Consider the following 18,096-nt stretch of genomic DNA (forward strand, 5'->3'; position numbering starts at 1 on the left):
GAAAAAAGTGACCGACAACCAACCCGCCACCGGCCCACCAGAGGAACGCGTGGCACCGTTTCATTACAACGCAAGGGGACAGCAGTGCTTCACCTGGACTTTGACCGACTGCGACATTACCGACCCCGTGCAACTGCGTATCGGCCCGGATCTGATCCTGCCGGTGATTTTTATTCCCGGGGTGATGGGCAGTAATTTGAAGTCGGTGCCCGAACGCATCGGACAGGATTCCCGACAGGTCTGGACCCTTGATTATGGATTCGCGGGGTTACGGACTCCCTTGGCCTCCCAATGGGTAGCCAAAGACGCCGGCTTCCGACAGACCACCTTGCACCCCGACCGCGTAGAGGTCGATGACCAGGGTGGGGTTCCCAATGTGCCGTGGGGGATGGTGCAAGAGAACCAGCAAATGCTGCCCGCTGAACGCAAGACCGCCCTGATGAAGCGATATCGCGAGCGGGGCTGGGGCGAGGTCGGACAGGCCAGCTACGAACGCTTCTTGATCTGGCTGGAACATGTGCTGAATTCTCCCACGGTTCCTCGCCACCTGAACTACACGCTTGAACTGGAGGACAAGCACTGGCAAGACCCGCAAGCCGCATATCGACGATTGAAACCTGGCGTGGATGTTTTTATGCCGGGCTTGAACGGAATGGATCGTATCGATGACGAAACCGAAGGCACCAAGCCCTTGACAACGGACGATCTGCTGGCCGGGGTTCGATTCAATATGCCGGTGCACGCGTTTGGATATAACTGGTTGGCGTCGAACACCGATTCGGCCAAGAAACTCAGGCAGCGCATTGAAACCCTGCTGGAACAGTATGGATCCCGCTGCAAACAGGTCTTGCTGGTGACGCATTCAATGGGCGGTTTGATTGCCAGAATGTGCGCAACCCTGCCCGGCATGGAGTCCGCGATTTGCGGCATCGTGCACGGCGTCATGCCGACTAATGGCGCACCGGTGGCCTACCGCCGGTGCAAGGTCGGTATGCGAGACGAGAGCTTCGGTGCCTCGCTGGTTATTGGCAGCAACGGTCAGCAAGTAACAGCGGTTTTTGCCCAGTCGCCCGGAGCGTTGCAGTTACTGCCGACCACGCGATACGCACCGGGATGGTTGAAACTGCTGCGCGAGAACCAATCTCGCGCCCTGTCCGCGATGCCAGCGCTTGATCAATGCCCGTATGACTCCATTTACCTAGAAAGGCATCGGTGGTGGGGCTTGGTAAAAGAGGAATGGCTGGCGCCGGAAGGTGGCACGGCTATTGAATGGACCCTCTACGAACGTGCTATCGAATTTGCCCGCGAATTCCACGCCGAGTTGAATACGTATTTCCATCCCAACACTTATGTTCTCTATGGGTCCGATGCTAAGTTTCCAAGCTTCGAAACCATCCGATGGAACATACGGCCAGGGTTGCGGTCGCCCGGTACCGTAAGCGCACCAGCTCCGATCGAATCGCTCATTACGGCACGGCACACCGAAGTTCAGCACCGCGGTCGCACAATAGTCCGCGTGGGTCCGCATAGTGCCCTTGGGCGCGCCTCAGTAAAGTTCGTCGGAGATACGTCCACGCCACATGACCCGGGACCGCGGATATATAGCGATTGGGAACTTCACTGCGGCATGCAGGATGGCGTCGGCGACGGGACAGTACCCACGAGTTCGGGCCGTGCTCCGATCGATCAGGTCGAACGTGGCGAAGTTCGAGAACAACTGAAAATGCAAGGCTTTGACCATGAAGGCCCATTCCACGACGAGCGGGTTCAGCTTGTCACGCTTCAGTGGGTCCTGAAAATTGCTGCGCAGGCGAAGAAGCCGTCATGAAATCGCGCTTCTTTTTTGCCGGACTCCTGATCGTCGGGATCATAGGAAGCAGCAATGATTTATTTCTTCGCAAGGACACAACAGTGACTCCAGATACCGCAGACATTCAAACCTGGGTGTTCGGCAGGCATTTGATTGATTTTCCTTCGAACTGGCTTTACAGCACCAGCAGCTACGTGACGCTGTATTACGGATTGGATACCGATTTCAAAACCGCCCAAGTCAGGGTTCTGGGCACCGAAGTGTCCGCTGGCCGATTTGCGGATGCAGTCAACGACAGGGCATCGCAGATCGCGCTCGTCGATCATGATTCGGGCGGCTCGATGATGCTTGCCAAGATGCAGTTGAGCGAAACGCAAATATTGCTACGCTTCTTTCACAGTCCCGAACTGAAGAATTACCACACCCATGAGCTTCACCTTCTGGTTGGTGACGTCTATGTCTTGATCAGGGCTGACTCCTTCAAAAACGTCATGGCCCCCGTAGAAGCCCGCATCCAGGCGCTGGCCAAAACGATCACCAAAATCTCCGACCCACTCAGCGCCGGTCCTGGCTTTGGCCTTGGGCCCATCATCATCCGCGAGCACCACGATCAAGAGGTCGGAGTGATCGAATTTTTCATCGACGGTTCCAATGTCAGCTTGGAGACGCGCATTACGGCCTTGCAGCCCAGTCCATCTACCGGCCTTCAGGCACGCGCAAAACAACAGCTGGCTGGTATGGCCTACAACACCTTGCGGGCGGGAAAGCTGACTCTTGCCTCCATGCAAGGAGAACAATTTGCCTTCGGCTTCACCGAACCCAATCACCACGCGTTTCTATTCCTGGCCGAAACCTATCGCGACAAGCGCGCATTCACTCAACCGTCTATTCACATGCGGATGAGCGGCGGTGGCACCCTTACCCCGCCGGCCGCTCCGGATGACCATCCGGACCTTGTCCGTTGGACCCTTCCCCGCTTCGTACCGGACAAGCACGAGATTCCCCTTTGGAAGCGGCCGTCTCCCCCGCCCCGCGTGGATGCCACCTTAAGCGACAAAGAAGCCGGCAAGTTGTGGGACGCGATCGTGGCGTCGGTTCGATTGCGCTACCTGGCCGTCGCGCCCAAGCCGCCTTCCGCTTTTGACCAGGGCAACCCGGAAAAAGCCGCTGCCGATCAAAAGGCGCTGGATGATTTTCTTAGCACTGATGAAGACGGCCGGCCCTGGACCCCGCCTGCCGATGACGACGTGCCGGCGCGGTAATCCTCTTGCGCGGTCAGCGTCTTCAGGCGACCGCATAAAGGAACGCGGGCTAACAAGAAGGTCCGTTCCGGAACGAGCAAGTTCAATTGATCACGCTTCAATGGATTCTAAAAATAGCCGCACAAGCGAGAAAGCCATCATGAAAAGGACCATTACCATCGCCGCGATTGCGATCGCCAGCCTGATAGGTAGCAGCTTCTTTCTGTTCCAGGACAAGGACCCGACAGTGACCACATTCTCTTCCAGCAAACGCACTTGGATGTTCGGGCGCCATCTGATCGACTTGCCCTCGGACTGGCTTTACGGCACCGGCAGCTTTGTCACGCTGTACTACGGGTTGGGTACGGATTTCAATACCGTCGAAGTTCGTGTGCTGGGTATCGACGTTTCGCCTGGTCGCTACATCGAAGCGATAAACGATAGATCTTCACAGATTCAGCAGGTTGCGCATGATTCGGGCGGATCAATGCTGCTTGCCCATATTGCCCTGGATCCGACAAGAACGCTGCTGCGTTTTTTTCGCAACCCAGAGCAGAAAAACTACCACACCCATGAACTGCATCTCTTGGTCGGCGACGTCTACGTCCTGATCAAAGCCCACTCCTACAAGAACGTCATGGCCCCCGTAGAGGCTCGCATCCAGGCGCTGGCCAAAACCATCACAAAAATCACCGACCCACAAACCGCCGGCCCCGGCTTCGGGCTGGGGCCCGTCATCATCCGCGACCACCACGATCAGGAAATCGGGATGTTGAAGTTTCGCGCGCCCGGGACAAACCTCGAACTGGACGCCGCGACAAGCGCGATCCAGGAGCAAGAAAGAATCAACATGAAGGAACAGGAAAAGCAAACGCTTGCTGGCATCCGCTACAACTCCTTGCGTTCCGGCGCGCCGACCTTTGCCGGCATGGAGTCCGAGCAAAGCGGCTTCAGCTACCGGAACGGGGATCACCACGCTTTTCTGTTTGTCGTGCAAAGCTATCGCGACAATCCCGGGTTTGCCTGGCCGTCCATCAACATGCGATTGCGGGGCGGCGGCACCATCATGAAGGTCCAAAGCCCTGACTATCAACCCGACCTTGTCCGTTGGTCCCTGCCCCGCTTCGTACCGGACAAGCACGAGATTCCCCTTTGGAAGCGGCCGCCTTCCCCGCCCCGCGTGGATGCCACCTTAAGCGACAAAGAAGCCGGCAAGTTGTGGGACGCGATCGTGGCGTCGGTGCGGCTGCGTTACCTGGCCGTCGCGCCCAAGCCGCCTTCCGCTTTTGACCAGGGCAATCCGGAAAAAGCCGCTGCCGATCAAAAGGCGCTGGATGAGTTTCTTAGCACTGATGAAGACGGACGGCCCTGGACGCCGCCTGCCGATGACGACCCGCCGGCGCGGTGAAACATCTGATGCGCGGGCGCAGGCGCCGGCCCGCGCGGCATCCTCGCGTCAGCTGCGTGCCGGCTTGTTGCCGTGCGAGACGCTGGGCGTGTCGCGGAACAAGGACATATGCGTGTGGGTGGCAACCCATGGGTCGCCCACGGCGACGCGCGCAAACGACACGGTTGCGCGGCCGACGCGGTCGAAGGGTTTGCCGTCGGGGTGGTAGCCGGTGGAATCCCATACAGCCATGCCGACGGCGAACAGGCGGTCGGGCGACACGAACGTTTGCACGTCGTCCAGGCGCCAGATGAAGTCGTCGATGGTGAACCAGACGTTGCGCCACTGAGTCTTTTCGGCGTGGTCGCGGCCGGTGACGAAGTTGGTGTAGGTGCCGAAGGCGACGAAGTCTTCGGCGAACAGGTGGCGCGCGGCCGCGTAATCCACCGCTTGCACGTGGTCGGATAGTTCTTTGAACCAGGCGCGCACGGCGGCGGCATCGGCGGCGTCAACGGGGGCCAGAGCTTGCACGGACATGAATATCGCTCCAATAAAGTAATGAATCAGGGTGTAGCAGGAATCTGATCGGCGAACCAGCACGCCACGGCGTGGGTGGGCGCGACGGGCGGATGGGGCGCGGCCAGCGCGGCCGGAATCGAAGGTTTAGCAGGCGCGCCGGACGCCCCCGTCACCAACGGCGGGGCCTCTTGCCGGCAGCGTTCTGTCGCCAGCGGGCAGCGCGGGTGATAGCGGCAGCCTGAAGGTGGCGACATTGGGCTGGGGGGCTCGCCCGGGGCGACCCGATAGGGCGCGCGCTGTGCGTCCGCCCCGCGTCGCGGCTCGGGCACGGCGGCCAGCAGCGCTCGGGTGTAGGGGTGCCTGGGGCGTTGATAGATATCGTCGCGCGGGCCCGTCTCGACGACCTGCCCCGCGTACATGATGGCGATGCGATGCGACACATGGCGCACCACGGCCAGGTCGTGCGCGATCAGCAGCAAGGACAGGCCCAGTTCCTGTTGCAGGTCCTGAAACAGGTTGATGATCTGGGCGCGCACCGATACGTCCAGCGCGGACACGGGTTCGTCCGCCACGATCAGGTCGGGCTGCACGGCCAGGGCGCGCGCGATGCCCACGCGCTGTCGCTGGCCGCCCGAGAACGCGTGCGGATAGCGCTGCGCGGCGTCGGCGGGCAGGCCCACCTGGTCGATCAGCTGGGCAACGCGGCGGCGCAAGGCGTCTCCCCCGCCGCTCCATCCGTGGACGATCAGCGGTTCGGCAATGGCGTCGAATACGGTGTGGCGCGGGTTCAGGCTGGTGGACGGGTCCTGGAACACCAACTGCATGTGCCGCCGCATTTGGCGCAGCTGCGCGTTGCGGGCGTGCGTGATGTCTTCGCCCCGGAAATGCAATGAGCCCGAGGCCAGCGGTGCGCGCCGCAGCACGGCCCTACCTAGCGTGGTCTTGCCGGAACCGGACTCGCCGACCAGGCCCAGCGTCTCGCCGCGCGCCAGATCCAGCGACACGCCATCGACCGCACGCGCCAGCACGGGCTTGCCGAACCAGCCGGCCGATCGCACCGGAAAGTGCACGCGCAGGTCGCGCGCCCGTAGCAATACGTTGGGGTCGGTCATCCGGTCGGTATTCATGGGGCGGCGTTCAAAAGGCGGTGATCATGAGGCGGTATTCATGGGGCGGTATTCACGGGGCGGTATTCATCGGGCGGTATTCATCGGGCGGTATTCATCGGGCGGTGTTCATCGGCCGGTGTTCATCGGCCGGTGTTCATCGGGCGGTGTTCATAAGGCGGCATTCATTACGCCTTTACCCAAACGGGCGTGTACGGGCGCACGCAGGCGGCCAAGCGCCCCTGGCCGGCCTCTTGCAGCGGTGGGCGGCGCGCGCATGCGGCGTCTGCCGCTGGGCAACGCGGCGCAAAGTCGCAGTGCTGGGTACGCTGGCGCAGGTCCGGCGGCACGCCTTCGATGGCGATCATGCGGTGGCGCGTGTCGTCCAGACGCGGCGTGGCGCGCAGCAGGCCCGCTGTGTAGGGATGCGCCGGCGCGGCGTACAGCGCGTCGGCGTCCGCCAGTTCCACCAGGCGGCCGGCATACATGACGGCGACGCGGTCGGCCACCTTGGCCACCACACCCAGATCGTGCGTGACCAGCAACAGCGCCAGCCCCAGCCGCTGCTTGAGCGTGGCCAGCAGCTCCAGGATCTGCGCCTGGATGGTGACGTCCAGCGCCGTCGTCGGCTCATCCGCGATCAGAATCCGGGGTTCGCAAGCCAGCGCCATCGCAATCAGGATGCGCTGGCGCTGCCCCCCCGAGAACTCGTGCGGCAGCCGACCCAGGCGCTCGGCCGGCTTGGGTATGCCCACCTGCACCAGCAGTTCGACGATGCGCGCGCGCCGGCGGCTGGCATCCAGCTTGGTGTGACGCCGCAACACCTCGTCGATCTGCGTGCCGATGGTCAATAGCGGGTTCAGCGCGCTCATAGGGTCCTGAAACACCATGGCGATGCGGTTGCCGCGCAGGTCTTGCAACACCCGGGGCGGCGCAGCCAGCAGGTCGATGTCGTCGAACCACACCTGCCCGCCGGCCACGCGGCCCGGCAAGGTGGTCAAGCCCATCAAGGCCAGCGCACAGGCGCTTTTACCGGAACCGCTTTCTCCGACCAGCGCCAAGGTTTCCCCGGCATGCAGGTCGAACGACACGCCGTCCACGGCGTTCACGGTGCCATGCCTGGTCAGGAATTGCACGTGCAGGTCGCGCACGCGCAGCAGGGGCGGCGCGTTCATCGACGCACCTTCGCGATCAGGCGGCGGGCAAAGTCCTTTTCTCGTTCGCGCGGGTCCAGCGCCAGCCGCAAGCGGCTGGCGGCCAGGTTCACGATCAACACGGTCAGCGCGATCGAAAGGCCAGGGAACGTAGCCAGCCACCACGCGCTGGTCAGGTAGTTGCGGCCGTTGGCCACGTCCAGGCCCCACGACACCGCGGGCGGCTGCACCCCGACGCCCAAAAACGACAGCGCCGCTTCCGCCAGCACCACGCGTGCAAACTCCAGCACCATCAAGGTGATCAGCGGCGCGGCCAGGTTGGGCAGGATGTGGCGCAGCAGGATGCGGCCCGCGCGCGCGCCGATCATCTCGGCGCTTTCGATATAGGGCAGCTGACGCACGGACAGCACCACGCTGCGGATCTGGCGCGCGTAGACCATCCAGCCGTTCAAGGCCAGCGCCAGGATCACGGTGCCCGGCCCGGGGCCGAGGATCACCAGTATCACCAGCGACAGCAGCAAGCCCGGAAACGCCACGTGCACATCGACCCAGCGCATTAAGGCGGCGTCCACTCGGCCCCCTGCAAACCCGGCAACCAGGCCGACCAGCACGCCGAAGCTTGCGGATACCGCCACCACCGCCGCGCCGATCAGGATAGACAGCCGTGCGCCGTGCAGAATCCGGCTAAGGACGTCGCGGCCCAGGTTGTCGGTGCCCAACAAATTGGCGGCCGTGCCGCGCGCTTCCCACACAGGGGGCCGCAGGCGCGCCGACAGCTTGATGGCCGCGGGGTCATACGGCGCCAGCCAGGGCAGCACGATGGCCACCAGCGCCAGCAGTAGCAGCAGCACCGCCGCCAGCACCCAACCACGCTGCCGATCGGACAGCGCCTGCCGGCCGCGTGCGCGCGGCGCGTCGGGCGTGGGCCGCACATCGCCCATCCAGGCGGGAACGCTGCTCATACCGCAATCCTGGGGTCTAGCAGCCGGTACGCAATGTCCAGGCAGAAGTTGATAAGCACGATCAGGAACGCAATGAAAAAGACCACGGCTTGCAACAGGACCAGGTCCTGGCGCTCGATGGCCTGGATGGCGGTCTGGCCCAGGCCGGGCCACGCGAACACGGTTTCAACGACGACGGTGTGCCCGGCCAGCATGCCGGCAAATTCCCATCCCAGCAGGGCCACGGTGGGCACGGCGGCATTGCGCAGCGCGTGCACCAGTACGATGCGGCCGGACCGCAACCCCTTGGCGCGGGCGGTACGCACGTACAGGGAATTCAATTCGTCGATCAGGGCGGAACGCAGCATCATGGCGATGCGGCCCAGCGCGGGCAAGGCCAGCGTCAGCATGGGCAGGATGGCGCTGCCCGGCGCCTCGGCGCCCGATGACGGCAACCAGTTCAAGGTCACCGCGAACAGCAGGATCAGCAGCAGCCCCAGCCAGAACTGCGGCAATGACAGGCCGCCCAGGCTCAACACCACGGAAATGCGGTCGGCCCACTGCCCGGGGCGCAGCGCGGCCACGATGCCCAGCGGCACCCCGGCCACGATGGACAGTCCCAGCGCACCCAGGCATAGCGTTAGCGTGTTGGGCAGGCGTTCCAGCACGATGTCCATGGCGGGCCGCTGCTGCCAGATGGAATTGCCGAAGTCGAACGAGGCGATGTCGCGCAGGTAGTGCAGATACTGCGCCCAGATCGGCCCGTCCATGCCCAGGGCGCGCGCCAGCACGGCCCGGTCGGCGGCGGACGCGTCCACCGGCAACATTGCCTGGACGGGGTCGCCCACCAGCCGCGTCACGATGAACACGATCGTGGTTACGCCGAACACTACCAGCAAGCCCTGCGTGAAGCGGCCCAACAAGAAGCGCGGCAAGCCGCGCCCGCTGCGATTACTGGGTGACACGGATGTCCTTCAGCGGAATCAGGCCGTCCACGCGCGGCGCGAAATCTATGCGCTTGGACAAGCCGAAGATTTCGCCGCCTTCCAACAGGAACACCAGATACGCTTCGTCGCGGCCAATCTTCAGCGCACGCGTATACAGCGCCTGGCGCTTGACCGGGTCGGCCTCCTGGCGGGCGGCGTCGATCAGGCCCTTGAGCTCGGCGTTATCGTTGGCGGCGGCCACGCCGCCATCGGCGTAGTAGGCGCTAAGGGTGCGGTCGGCGTCCAACAACTGGTTGGAATGGCTGCTGCTGATCTGCGCTTCGGTGGGCACGCGGTTCTTGTTGATGGCTTCCAGGTATTCGGCCCAGGCCAGCACGCGGAAATTCACTTTCAGGCCGGCTGCCTCCCAGTAGGCCGCGATGGTTTCGGCCAGTTCCTTGTCTTTCAGCCAGCGGCCGGACGGCGCGTACAGGTCGATGGACTTGCCGTAGGCGCCCGCGGCCTTGAGCAGCTCGGTGGCGCGCGCGGGGTCATACGGATACGGCTGGATGCTGGCGTCGTAGCCGAACCAGCCAGGCGCCAGCAGCTGTCCCCGCGACACGGCCGCATAGCCGCCGTACAGGTCCTTGGCCAGCGCTTCTTTGTCCACCGCGTAGTTCAAGGCCTGGCGCACGCGCACATCGCGGGTCAACCCCTTCAGCGCGTTCAGCGACACGAACGGCAGGTCGGTGCCTTGCAAGGTCACGGCGCGGGCGACGCGCTTGGTGTCCTCGGGCAACACGTTGGTGATGAAGTCGAAGTCGCCGGCGCGCAGGCCAGACAGGCGCGTGCCCGGCTCGGCCACGAAACGGTAGGTGGCGCGGTCGACATTGCCCACCGCTTGCGGGTTCCAGTAGTTCGGGTTGCGGGACAGCACGATGCGGTTGCCCTTGGCCCATTCCGTCAACACGTACGGGCCGCTGCCCACCGGCTTCTGGCCCAGGCTGCCGTCGGCGGCGGCCGCGGGCGACACGATGGTCAGCCACGACAGGCGCGCGGGCAAGGCGGGGTCGGCGCCATTGGTGAACACGCGCACCGTCAGGGCGTCGACCGCCTCGGCACGCTTGATGCCCAGAAAGAACGGCCGCTGGCGCGACGCGGTCTTGGGGTCGACGATGCGGTTGATGCTGGCGGCCACGGCGGCCGCGTCCAGCGGCTTGCCGTCGCTGAATGTCAGCTTGGGGCGCAGGGTCACTTCCCACGTGTCCGCGCCGGTCTGGCGCGGCAGCTCGGTGGCCAGTTGCGGCACCAGCTCGCCCTTGGCGGTGCGGGTGATCAGGGTTTCGAAGATATTGCGCGACACCGCGCGCTCGGAACCGTCCTGGGCGGTTTGCGGGTCCAGCGTGGACGGCTCGGTGCCCAGCGCCAACGTGATGTCGGCCGCCTGCGCCGCCGACATCACGGACGTAGACAGCACGGACGCTGACAGGGCCAGGGCCAGGCCCAGGTAGCGGTGACGGCTCATTGTGCACTCCGGATCAGAAAGACATGCGAGTGCGGGGCACGATGTCGCAGGTCGGTAAATAAGGAATCCGGAGTTTGCCGCTAGAAATCAGAACGTGCCGTTGTAATGATATGCCCGGGAAATCCTTGACGCGGGGGGCACTGCCGCTTCAAGTCATAAGGGTCATCGGGGCATAAGGGTCATCGGGGCATAAGGGTCGGGCATAAGGGTCATAGGGGCCTAAGACTCGTGGGGATCGAAATCAGAGCCATCGCGCGCCCCTATGCCGCCGGCGAAATATTGGGCAATTGCCAAGCCTTATGCGCAGCGGTCGGGCTCGGGTCGGGCTTCGGGTCGGGCTTCGGGTCGGTATTCAGGGCAGGATTCAGGGCCGGGACCGGGGCAGGCTCCACCTGCACCAGCGCCGTCTGCGCACTGGACCCCTGCGTCAGCCGCGACGTGCCGATGTCCGCCGTCAGCGTATTGGGATTGCCGTGCCGGTCCAGATCGCCATCCGGGTCGGACCACGCGCCCGTGGACATCTGCACCACGCCCGGCATCATGCCGGCATCCAGCCGCACGCCGGCCAGGCAGGCCCCGCGCGCATTGAACACACGCACGCGGTCGCCGTCGGCGATGCCCCGCGCGCCCGCGTCGTCCGGGTGCATCGAGATGGGTTCGCAGCCCTGGACCTTGCTTGACCGCGACAACGCGGCCGGATCCAACTGGCTGTGCAGACGATGGCGCGGCTGGTTCGTCAGCAGATGCAGTGGCCACGTGTCGGCAACGGGCGCGCCCAGCCATTCCGATGGCGCCAGCCACACGGGATGCCCCGGGCAATCGGCATAGCCAAAGCTCGCCACCACGTCGGAGGCCAGTTCGATCTTGCCACTGGGCGTGCGCAGCGGATGCGCTTGCGCATCGCGGCGGAAGTCCTCGAACAGCACGTACGGCGAATCGGGCGCGGGCACCTCGGCGTAGCCGCGCGCCCAAAATTCATCGAACGGCGGCAACGTTACGCCGCGTTCGGCGCAGCCCCCCCGCATGCCGTCGTACACGTGGCGGCACCAGCCCATGTCGTCGCGCCCCGCCGTGTAGGCGTCGTGAAAGCCCGCGCGCCGCGCCAGGTCGGCAAAGATGTCGAAGTCATTGCGCGCCTGCCCTTGCGGCGCCACCGCGCGGTGCATGGCAAACACGTAGGGGTCGCGCGACGACCCGCCCACGTCGCAACGTTCAAGCGACGTGGTGGCGGGCAGAACGATGTCGGCGCGGCGCGCCAACGGCGTCCACCACGATTCATGCACGATCACGGTATCGGGCTTGGTCCACGCCTGCCGCAAACGGTTCTGGTCCTGATGGTGATGGAACGGGTTGCCGCCCGCCCAATAGATCAGCTTGATGTCCGGATACGTGTGGCGCGCGCCGTTGAAGTCATACGGCTGGCCGGGCGCCAGCAGCATGTCGGCGATGCGCGCGGCGGGGATGGCAAGCTGTGCCGGGTTCTTCGGCACCGGCACTTCGGGGCCGGGCACCCGCCGGCGCGGCTGGCCTATGCCGTTCAAGGACGCGTGGCCGAAGGCAAAGCCCCCGCCCGGCAAGCCGATCTGACCGGCCAGCGCGGCCAGCCCGATCAATGCCCAGTACGGCTGTTCGCCATGTTGCGCCCGTTGCAACGACCACGCCGCCGTCAACAGGCTGCGTTGCGCCACGATGGCGCGAGCCAGCGCGGCGATGGTGGGCGCCGGCACACCGCAGATGCCGGCCGCCCATTGCGCGTCCTTGGGCCGACCGTCGGACACGCCCTTCAGGTAGTCGGCCCAGGTATCGGCGCCCACACAGTGGCTGGCCAGAAACGACGCGTCGTGCCGCCCTTCGGCCAGCAAGGTGTGCGCCATGGCCAGCATCAGCGCGGTATCGGTGTTGGGTCGAATCGGAATCCACTCGGCGGCGATGCCGTCCGGCACATCAGCGCGCGTGGGGCTGAGCACCACCAGGCGGATGCCGGCCGCTTGCGCGCGGGCCAACCAGGCCGGCAGGTTGTGCAGCCCCGCCCCGCCCGATGTCACCTGGCTGTTCTTGGCGGGAATGCCGCCAAAGGCCACGATGACGCGCGTGTTGGCCAGCACGCTGTCCCAGTCGGTGACGTCGCCGCTGACCGGGCTGAAGGTGCCGATGACGTGCGGCAATAGAAATTGCGCCGCGCCCCAGCTGTAGTTACCCACCTGATCGACGCAGCCGCCGCCTTGAAACAGGAACCGTCGGATCAAGCTGCGTGCGTGGTGGACGCGGCCCGCCGACGACCAGCCATACGAGCCGCCAAAGATGCCGCCGGGCCCGTGCTGCGCGCGCACCCGGGCCAGTTCGCCCGCCACCAGGTCCAGTGCGTGGTCCCATTCCACTTCAACGTAGTCATCGCCTTCGCGCTGGCGATTGCCCGCCAACCAGCCCCGGCGCACGGCCGGCCGCTGCACGCGCAACGGCGAATGCTGCATTTCGGCGATGGAGTCCAACATGGGCGACGGCGCGGCGTCGGCATGAAAGGGCTCGCAGCCGACGACTCGCCCGTCTTTCACTACGGCGGTGAACGCGCCCCAGTGCGCAAGCGAGGGATAGCGGGAATCAGTCATGAAGGCGGGAGGATCGGCGGGTTGATCGGCGGGTTGATCGTCAGGTCAATCGGCAAGCCAACCCGCAGGGCCATCGGCGGATTGATCGACCTGTTAATGGGCGGTTCAAGGAGATTTTCGCGAAGCATAAACGATGTGGCGCTGCTAGTGGTTTTCCCTGAAAACCGGCAAATAGGCGCCCGCCCCGATTCCCAACCGGGCCCGGCTCCGGTACATTTCGTCCAGTGGCCTGACCACCGGACCATCAGGCAGCTGTACAGAGCGGGTTGATTTCCACAGGGCTCCGCACCCAAGGCCCGGCCCGGTCAGAACGTTATCCAAGACACATCCGCCCCAGACCTATTACGCTCTACCCCCCGGAACCCACTCTCACGCCACGATGAATTCCCTTCAGGCCGTTGCCCCCACCCGCCTTTACCGCATGATTGCCGACCAGATCGCCGCGCGCATCAAGGCGGGCCACTTTCCGGTTGGCGGCCGCCTGCCGGCCGAGCGTGAATTGGCCGAGCAACTGCAAGTGAGCCGGGCGTCGGTGCGCGAGGCGCTGATCGCCCTGGAAATCGAAGGCTATGTGGATGTGCGCGTGGGCACGGGCGTGTTCGTCTGCGCCCCGCGCGAAGACGGCCAATATCACGATGCACGTGACACGGCCACGCCGCCCGCAGCGACCGCCGACAGCGCGCAGGGCAATGTTGAAGCCACCGACATCGGCCCCTTCGACCTGTTGGAAACCCGCCTGCTGATCGAGCCGGAATGCGCGGCGCTGGCCGCACAGAAAGCGTCGCCCGCACAGATTGCCGCCATCCGCGCCGCGCACGACGGCATGTCGCTGACCGAATCGCCCAGCGTGCATGACCGCGCCTTCCATAGCGCCATCGGCGCGGCGTGCGGCAATGCCGCGTTGGCGGCCGCCATTTCGCACATCTGGCACCTGAGCACGTTAAGCCCGGTGTTCCACCGCCTGGAAGAACACTTCGTGACCACCAAGGTGTGGATCGAAGCGCAGAAAGAACACGAACGCATCCTCGCGGCCATCGTCGACCGCGATCCCATCCGCGCGCGCCACGCCATGCATGACCACCTGGTCGGCATCCTGGCGCGTCTGCGGGAAGATTTCGGCAATCCCATCCGCGCGCGCCACGCCATGCATGACCACCTGGTCGGCATCCTGGCGCGTCTGCGGGAAGATTTCGGCAACGTTGGGATTCGATGAGCCCATGACCTCATAACCCGCTAACCCGCCCTGGCCTGACGCCCCGGCCTTTTCCCTTACCGACCGTGCAAGCACCGCCGGCGCAGATTGCGCCGCCCGCGGCAAGGGGATCGGCTTGTCCGTTGAAACGTGAATTCGCAGTCCCCGCAGCACCCGTAGTTCCAACACATAAAAACAGTTCAAGGTGAAAAACATGCAGCTGACCCGTACCGTGAAGGTGATAAGCGCGGCGCTATTGGCGCTAGGCGCTCATGCCGCCCAGGCCAACAAGGCCGACAATTCCCTCAACATCGCGTTCGACGCGGCGCCCGCCACGCTGGACGCCTACAAGGAATCAGACCGCCCCGGCCTGGCGCTGGCGCGCATGGTGTTTTCGGGCCTGCTGCAAAAAAACCAGGACACGGGGGAATTCGGCCCGTCCATCGCCACCGGCTATAAGTTCGTGGACGACACCACGATCGACCTGCCGATCCGCCGCGACGTGAAGTTTCACGACGGTTCGCTGCTGACCATCGACGACGTGCTGTACACGCTGAACCTGGTGTCATCCGACACGTACAAGGCGCGCTTTCAGAACCAGGTGGCCTGGATTGCCCGCGCGGAAAAAGTCGGCGACGACACCGTGCGCATCAAGATGAAGACGCCCTACCCGCTGGCGCTGGAAATGCTGTCGGAAAACCTGCCGATCTATCCGCGCAAGTACTACGAGGCCAACCAGTCCGACATGGGCGCCAAGCCCATCGGCACCGGCCCCTACCGCCTGACCGACAGCCAGCCCGGCAGCCGCTACGTGTACGAACGCTTTGACGACTACTTCGGCGCCAAGCCCGCCGTGCAGAAACTGGTGGTGCGCGTGCTGCCCGACGCCAACACGCAGTACGCCGAGCTGCTGTCCGGCGGGCTGGACTGGATCTGGCGCGTGCCGCCCGACGTGGCCAAGCGCATGGAGAAAACGCCGTCGGTGGCCGTGAAAAGCAGCAGCATCATGCGCATCAGCTATATCTCGCTGAACCCGCGCTTTGACGACGGCAAATCGCCGCTGGCCAAGCAGGAAGTGCGCCAGGCCATCAACCATGCGATCGACCGCGAGGCCATCCGCAAGGCACTGGTGGGCGGCGCGTCCAAGGTCATCAACGCGGCGTGCAACCCGGCGCAGTTCGGTTGCTCGGCCGATGTGCACGCCTACAAGTTCGACCCCGCCCGCGCCAAGCAATTGCTGGCCCAGGCCGGCTACCCCAACGGCATCACGCTGGACCTGGTGATCTCTGCCCCGCCGCGCAGCATCCTGGACGCCGCCGCCGCGCAAATGGCGCAGGCCGGCATCAAGGTGAACCTGGTGGAACAGCAATACGGCGCCGCCATGACCAACTGGCGCGACGGCAAAACCGCCATGCTGGCGTCCAACTGGGGCTCGTACGGCATTGCCGACGCGGCGCTGTCCACCAGCAACTTCTTCCGTGGCGGCCCGGACGACCAGGCGCGCAACCCCGAGGTCATCAAGTACCTCGAAGCCGCCGACACATCGGTAGACCGCGACCTGCGCGCCAAGAACTACGCCGCCGCGCAGAAGATCGTGGCCGAGCAGGCGTACTGGGTGCCGTTGTGGAATCACTCGCTGAATGCCGTGCAGGCCAAAGGCCTGAACTTCTCGGTGGACGGCGACGAGTTCCCGCGCTTCTACAAGGCCTCCTGGAACTGATCCGAGGGGCGTTGCGCCCAGGTGATATTCCAACCGTTGTGCCCGTCCGATCCATGCGCTTGATGGGCCTGGGCGGAACGGCGCGCGCCAATGCAAGCCGCAGCATGTCGATGCTTGTCGGTGCTTGTCGGTGCGCGCCGATGCCAGCCGACGCAAGCCATATAGGTTGACCCATGATTGCATTCCTGTTTCGCCGCTTGATGGTCGCCGCCTTGCTGGTGGTGTTCGTATCGCTGATCAGTTTTTCGCTGGTGTTTGCGTCCGGCAATCCGGCCGCGCGCCTGGCCGGCGAAGGCAGCGCGGCCGACGCCGCCCGCTTATCGCAACAGCACGGCTTTGACGACCCCATCCTGGTGCAATACGGCCGCTGGCTTACCGGCGTGGTGCGCGGTGATTTTGGCGACAGCCTTTACTTCAGCCGCCCCGTGGCGGAATTGCTGGGCCAGCATTTCCCCGCCACCGCCAAGCTGGGCCTGGCCGCGATGGCCTTTGCATTACTGCTGGCGATACCGCTGGGCGTGCTGGCCGGCTTGCGCAAAGGGTCCTTGATCGACCGCGCCACCATGCTGCTGTCCGCCTGCGCACAGGCCATGCCGCCGTTCTGCCTGGCGTTTTTGCTCATCATCGTGTTCAGCGTGCGCAACCAATGGCTGCCCGCCTCGGGCTTTGACACGTGGAAGCACTACGTGATGCCGGTGGTGGCGCTGGGCCTGTTCGCCATGCCCGCGATGCTGCGGCTGATGAAGTCCGAAATGGAAACCGTGCTGGCCACCGACTACATCCGCACCGCGCGTGCGATGGGGCTGGGCGGCGCCAGCGTGGTGTTGAAGTACGCGCTGCGCAACGCGCTGCGGCCCCTGGTGTCCCTGGCGGCCGCGCAGATGGGCACCTTGCTGGCCGGCTCCGTCGTCATCGAAACCGTGTTCGCCATCAACGGCGCCGGCCTGCTGGCCTGGACGTCCATCCTGCGTGGCGACTTTCCCACGATGCAGGCGCTGATCCTGATCTTTGCGCTGATCTACATCGTGCTCACCCTGCTTGCCGACCTGGTCAACGGTTGGCTAGACCCCCGCGTGCGAGCCGCCTCATGAATACCGCTGTTACCGCTAATGCGACTTCCCTGCCCGCGCCACGGCGCGGCGACCGTCTGGCCCGTGCCGGCCGCATGCTTGGCCTTGCCGTGCTGGCGCTGCTGGTGCTGGCCGGCCTGATCGGCCCGTACCTGATTTCCCACGACCCGTATTCGCAAGACCTGCTGGCGCGCCTGCAAGAACCCGTGTGGGCCGAAGGCGGCGATTGGAACCATATCCTGGGCACCGACCAACTGGGCCGGGACGTGTTGGCGCGCGCGCTCTACGGCGTGCGCGTTTCGGCGTTGATCGGCTTGTCGGTCGCGCTGATGGGCGGGCTGATCGGCACCACCCTGGGTGTGGTCGCCGGCTACTTCGGCGGCGCCGTGGACCGCGCCGTGTCCTTTCTGATCACCGCCCGTCTGGCGCTGCCCATCATCCTGGTGGCGCTGGCCGTCGTGTCCGTGGTGGGCGCGTCGCTGACCGTGGTGGTGCTGGTGCTGGGCCTGCTGCTGTGGGAACGCTACGCACTGGTGGCGCGCACCATGGCCGCCGGCCTGCGCAATGCCGAATTCGTCACCGCGTCGCGGCTGCAAGGTTGTACGCATCTGCAAATCATCTGGCGCGACATTCTGCCGAACCTGGTGGGCAACCTGCTCATTATCGGCACGGTGGACGCGGCCATGGCCATCACGCTGGAAGCCTCGTTGTCGTTCCTGGGGCTGGGCGTGCCCGCACCAATGCCGTCGTTGGGGCTGATGATTGCCGAGGGCAAGGAAAACATGTTGTTCCAGCCGTCATTGGTGGTCATCCCCAGCATCGTGCTGTTCGTGCTCGTGCTGTGCGTGAATCGCGCGGGCGAAACGCTGCGCGCCATCCAGATGAAAAAGGGTTGAGGC

13 protein-coding genes and 1 pseudogene are annotated in these 18,096 nt (G+C 64.7%); 7 read left to right on the top strand and 7 right to left on the bottom strand.

Annotation, left to right across the window (positions count from 1 at the left end):
• Positions 1–7: 7 nt before the first annotated feature.
• The 3 genes from V6F88_RS04890 (at position 8) to V6F88_RS04900 (ending at position 4,459) form a co-directional block, all read left to right on the top strand.
• Entirely contained in the window at positions 8–1,828 is a 1,821-nt protein-coding gene (locus tag V6F88_RS04890) for a PGAP1-like alpha/beta domain-containing protein (protein ID WP_332608228.1), read from the top strand.
• Positions 1,825–3,072, top strand: a complete 1,248-nt coding sequence (locus V6F88_RS04895) for a T6SS immunity protein Tli4 family protein (RefSeq protein WP_332608229.1) — start codon at positions 1,825–1,827, stop codon at positions 3,070–3,072. The genes V6F88_RS04890 and V6F88_RS04895 overlap by 4 nt, the downstream gene beginning before the upstream one ends.
• 139 nt (positions 3,073–3,211) lie before the next feature.
• Positions 3,212–4,459 carry a T6SS immunity protein Tli4 family protein gene (locus V6F88_RS04900; RefSeq protein WP_332608230.1) on the top strand — a complete coding sequence of 416 codons (1,248 nt, stop codon included), beginning with the start codon at positions 3,212–3,214 and terminating at the stop codon, positions 4,457–4,459.
• Positions 4,460–4,507: 48 nt separating this feature from the next.
• On the opposite strand, the gene V6F88_RS04905 is transcribed toward V6F88_RS04900, so the two are convergent.
• The 7 genes from V6F88_RS04905 to V6F88_RS04935 form a co-directional block, all read right to left on the bottom strand.
• Positions 4,508–4,975, bottom strand: coding sequence for a YybH family protein (locus tag V6F88_RS04905; RefSeq protein WP_332608231.1), 468 nt, complete (start codon positions 4,973–4,975; stop codon positions 4,508–4,510).
• A gap of 26 nt (positions 4,976–5,001) precedes the next feature.
• The gene (locus V6F88_RS04910) at positions 5,002–6,084 is read right to left on the bottom strand and encodes an ABC transporter ATP-binding protein (protein WP_332608232.1); all 1,083 of its coding nucleotides are present in this window, start codon (positions 6,082–6,084) and stop codon (positions 5,002–5,004) included.
• Positions 6,085–6,251: 167 nt separating this feature from the next.
• Positions 6,252–7,238, bottom strand: coding sequence for an ABC transporter ATP-binding protein (locus V6F88_RS04915; protein ID WP_332608233.1), 987 nt, complete (start codon positions 7,236–7,238; stop codon positions 6,252–6,254).
• Positions 7,235–8,179, bottom strand: a complete 945-nt coding sequence (locus V6F88_RS04920) for an ABC transporter permease (protein WP_332608234.1) — start codon at positions 8,177–8,179, stop codon at positions 7,235–7,237. The genes V6F88_RS04915 and V6F88_RS04920 overlap by 4 nt, the downstream gene beginning before the upstream one ends.
• Complete coding sequence (locus tag V6F88_RS04925; protein WP_332608235.1) at positions 8,176–9,123, bottom strand: ABC transporter permease; 948 nt, start codon at positions 9,121–9,123, stop codon at positions 8,176–8,178. The genes V6F88_RS04920 and V6F88_RS04925 overlap by 4 nt, the downstream gene beginning before the upstream one ends.
• Complete coding sequence (locus V6F88_RS04930) at positions 9,110–10,609, bottom strand: ABC transporter substrate-binding protein (protein WP_332608236.1); 1,500 nt, start codon at positions 10,607–10,609, stop codon at positions 9,110–9,112. The genes V6F88_RS04925 and V6F88_RS04930 overlap by 14 nt, the downstream gene beginning before the upstream one ends.
• Positions 10,610–10,869: 260 nt before the next feature.
• Positions 10,870–13,215 carry a molybdopterin-dependent oxidoreductase gene (locus V6F88_RS04935; RefSeq protein ID WP_332608237.1) on the bottom strand — a complete coding sequence of 782 codons (2,346 nt, stop codon included), beginning with the start codon at positions 13,213–13,215 and terminating at the stop codon, positions 10,870–10,872.
• A 379-nt stretch (positions 13,216–13,594) separates the two neighbouring features.
• On the opposite strand from V6F88_RS04935, the pseudogene V6F88_RS04940 reads away from it, so the two are divergent.
• The 4 genes and pseudogenes from V6F88_RS04940 to V6F88_RS04955 form a co-directional block, all read left to right on the top strand.
• Positions 13,595–14,338, top strand: a pseudogene (locus tag V6F88_RS04940) (FadR/GntR family transcriptional regulator); the annotation flags it as partial.
• Between the two features lie 283 nt (positions 14,339–14,621).
• Positions 14,622–16,127 (top strand): ABC transporter substrate-binding protein, encoded by a 1,506-nt coding sequence (locus V6F88_RS04945; RefSeq protein ID WP_332608238.1) that lies wholly within the window; start codon positions 14,622–14,624, stop codon positions 16,125–16,127.
• A 173-nt stretch (positions 16,128–16,300) separates the two neighbouring features.
• A complete protein-coding gene (locus V6F88_RS04950) occupies positions 16,301–17,218 on the top strand; it encodes an ABC transporter permease (RefSeq protein ID WP_332608239.1) in 918 nt (305 codons plus the stop codon).
• Positions 17,215–18,093 carry an ABC transporter permease gene (locus V6F88_RS04955; RefSeq protein ID WP_332608240.1) on the top strand — a complete coding sequence of 293 codons (879 nt, stop codon included), beginning with the start codon at positions 17,215–17,217 and terminating at the stop codon, positions 18,091–18,093. Before V6F88_RS04950 ends, V6F88_RS04955 begins: the two co-directional genes overlap by 4 nt.
• Positions 18,094–18,096: the final 3 nt, after the last annotated feature.

Source organism: Achromobacter sp. ESBL13, assembly GCF_036668755.1.
Classification (GTDB): Bacteria; Pseudomonadota; Gammaproteobacteria; order Burkholderiales; family Burkholderiaceae_B; genus Achromobacter.

Coding starts and splice junctions, on each gene's coding strand:
- V6F88_RS04895 (WP_332608229.1), top strand. CDS start 1,825: ATGAAATCGCGCTTCTTTTTTGCCGGACTCCTGATCGTCGGGATCATA.
- V6F88_RS04900 (WP_332608230.1), top strand. CDS start 3,212: ATGAAAAGGACCATTACCATCGCCGCGATTGCGATCGCCAGCCTGATA.
- V6F88_RS04905 (WP_332608231.1), bottom strand. CDS start 4,975: ATGTCCGTGCAAGCTCTGGCCCCCGTTGACGCCGCCGATGCCGCCGCC.
- V6F88_RS04910 (WP_332608232.1), bottom strand. CDS start 6,084: ATGAATACCGACCGGATGACCGACCCCAACGTATTGCTACGGGCGCGC.
- V6F88_RS04915 (WP_332608233.1), bottom strand. CDS start 7,238: ATGAACGCGCCGCCCCTGCTGCGCGTGCGCGACCTGCACGTGCAATTC.
- V6F88_RS04920 (WP_332608234.1), bottom strand. CDS start 8,179: ATGAGCAGCGTTCCCGCCTGGATGGGCGATGTGCGGCCCACGCCCGAC.
- V6F88_RS04930 (WP_332608236.1), bottom strand. CDS start 10,609: ATGAGCCGTCACCGCTACCTGGGCCTGGCCCTGGCCCTGTCAGCGTCC.
- V6F88_RS04935 (WP_332608237.1), bottom strand. CDS start 13,215: ATGACTGATTCCCGCTATCCCTCGCTTGCGCACTGGGGCGCGTTCACC.
- V6F88_RS04945 (WP_332608238.1), top strand. CDS start 14,622: ATGCAGCTGACCCGTACCGTGAAGGTGATAAGCGCGGCGCTATTGGCG.
- V6F88_RS04950 (WP_332608239.1), top strand. CDS start 16,301: ATGATTGCATTCCTGTTTCGCCGCTTGATGGTCGCCGCCTTGCTGGTG.
- V6F88_RS04955 (WP_332608240.1), top strand. CDS start 17,215: ATGAATACCGCTGTTACCGCTAATGCGACTTCCCTGCCCGCGCCACGG.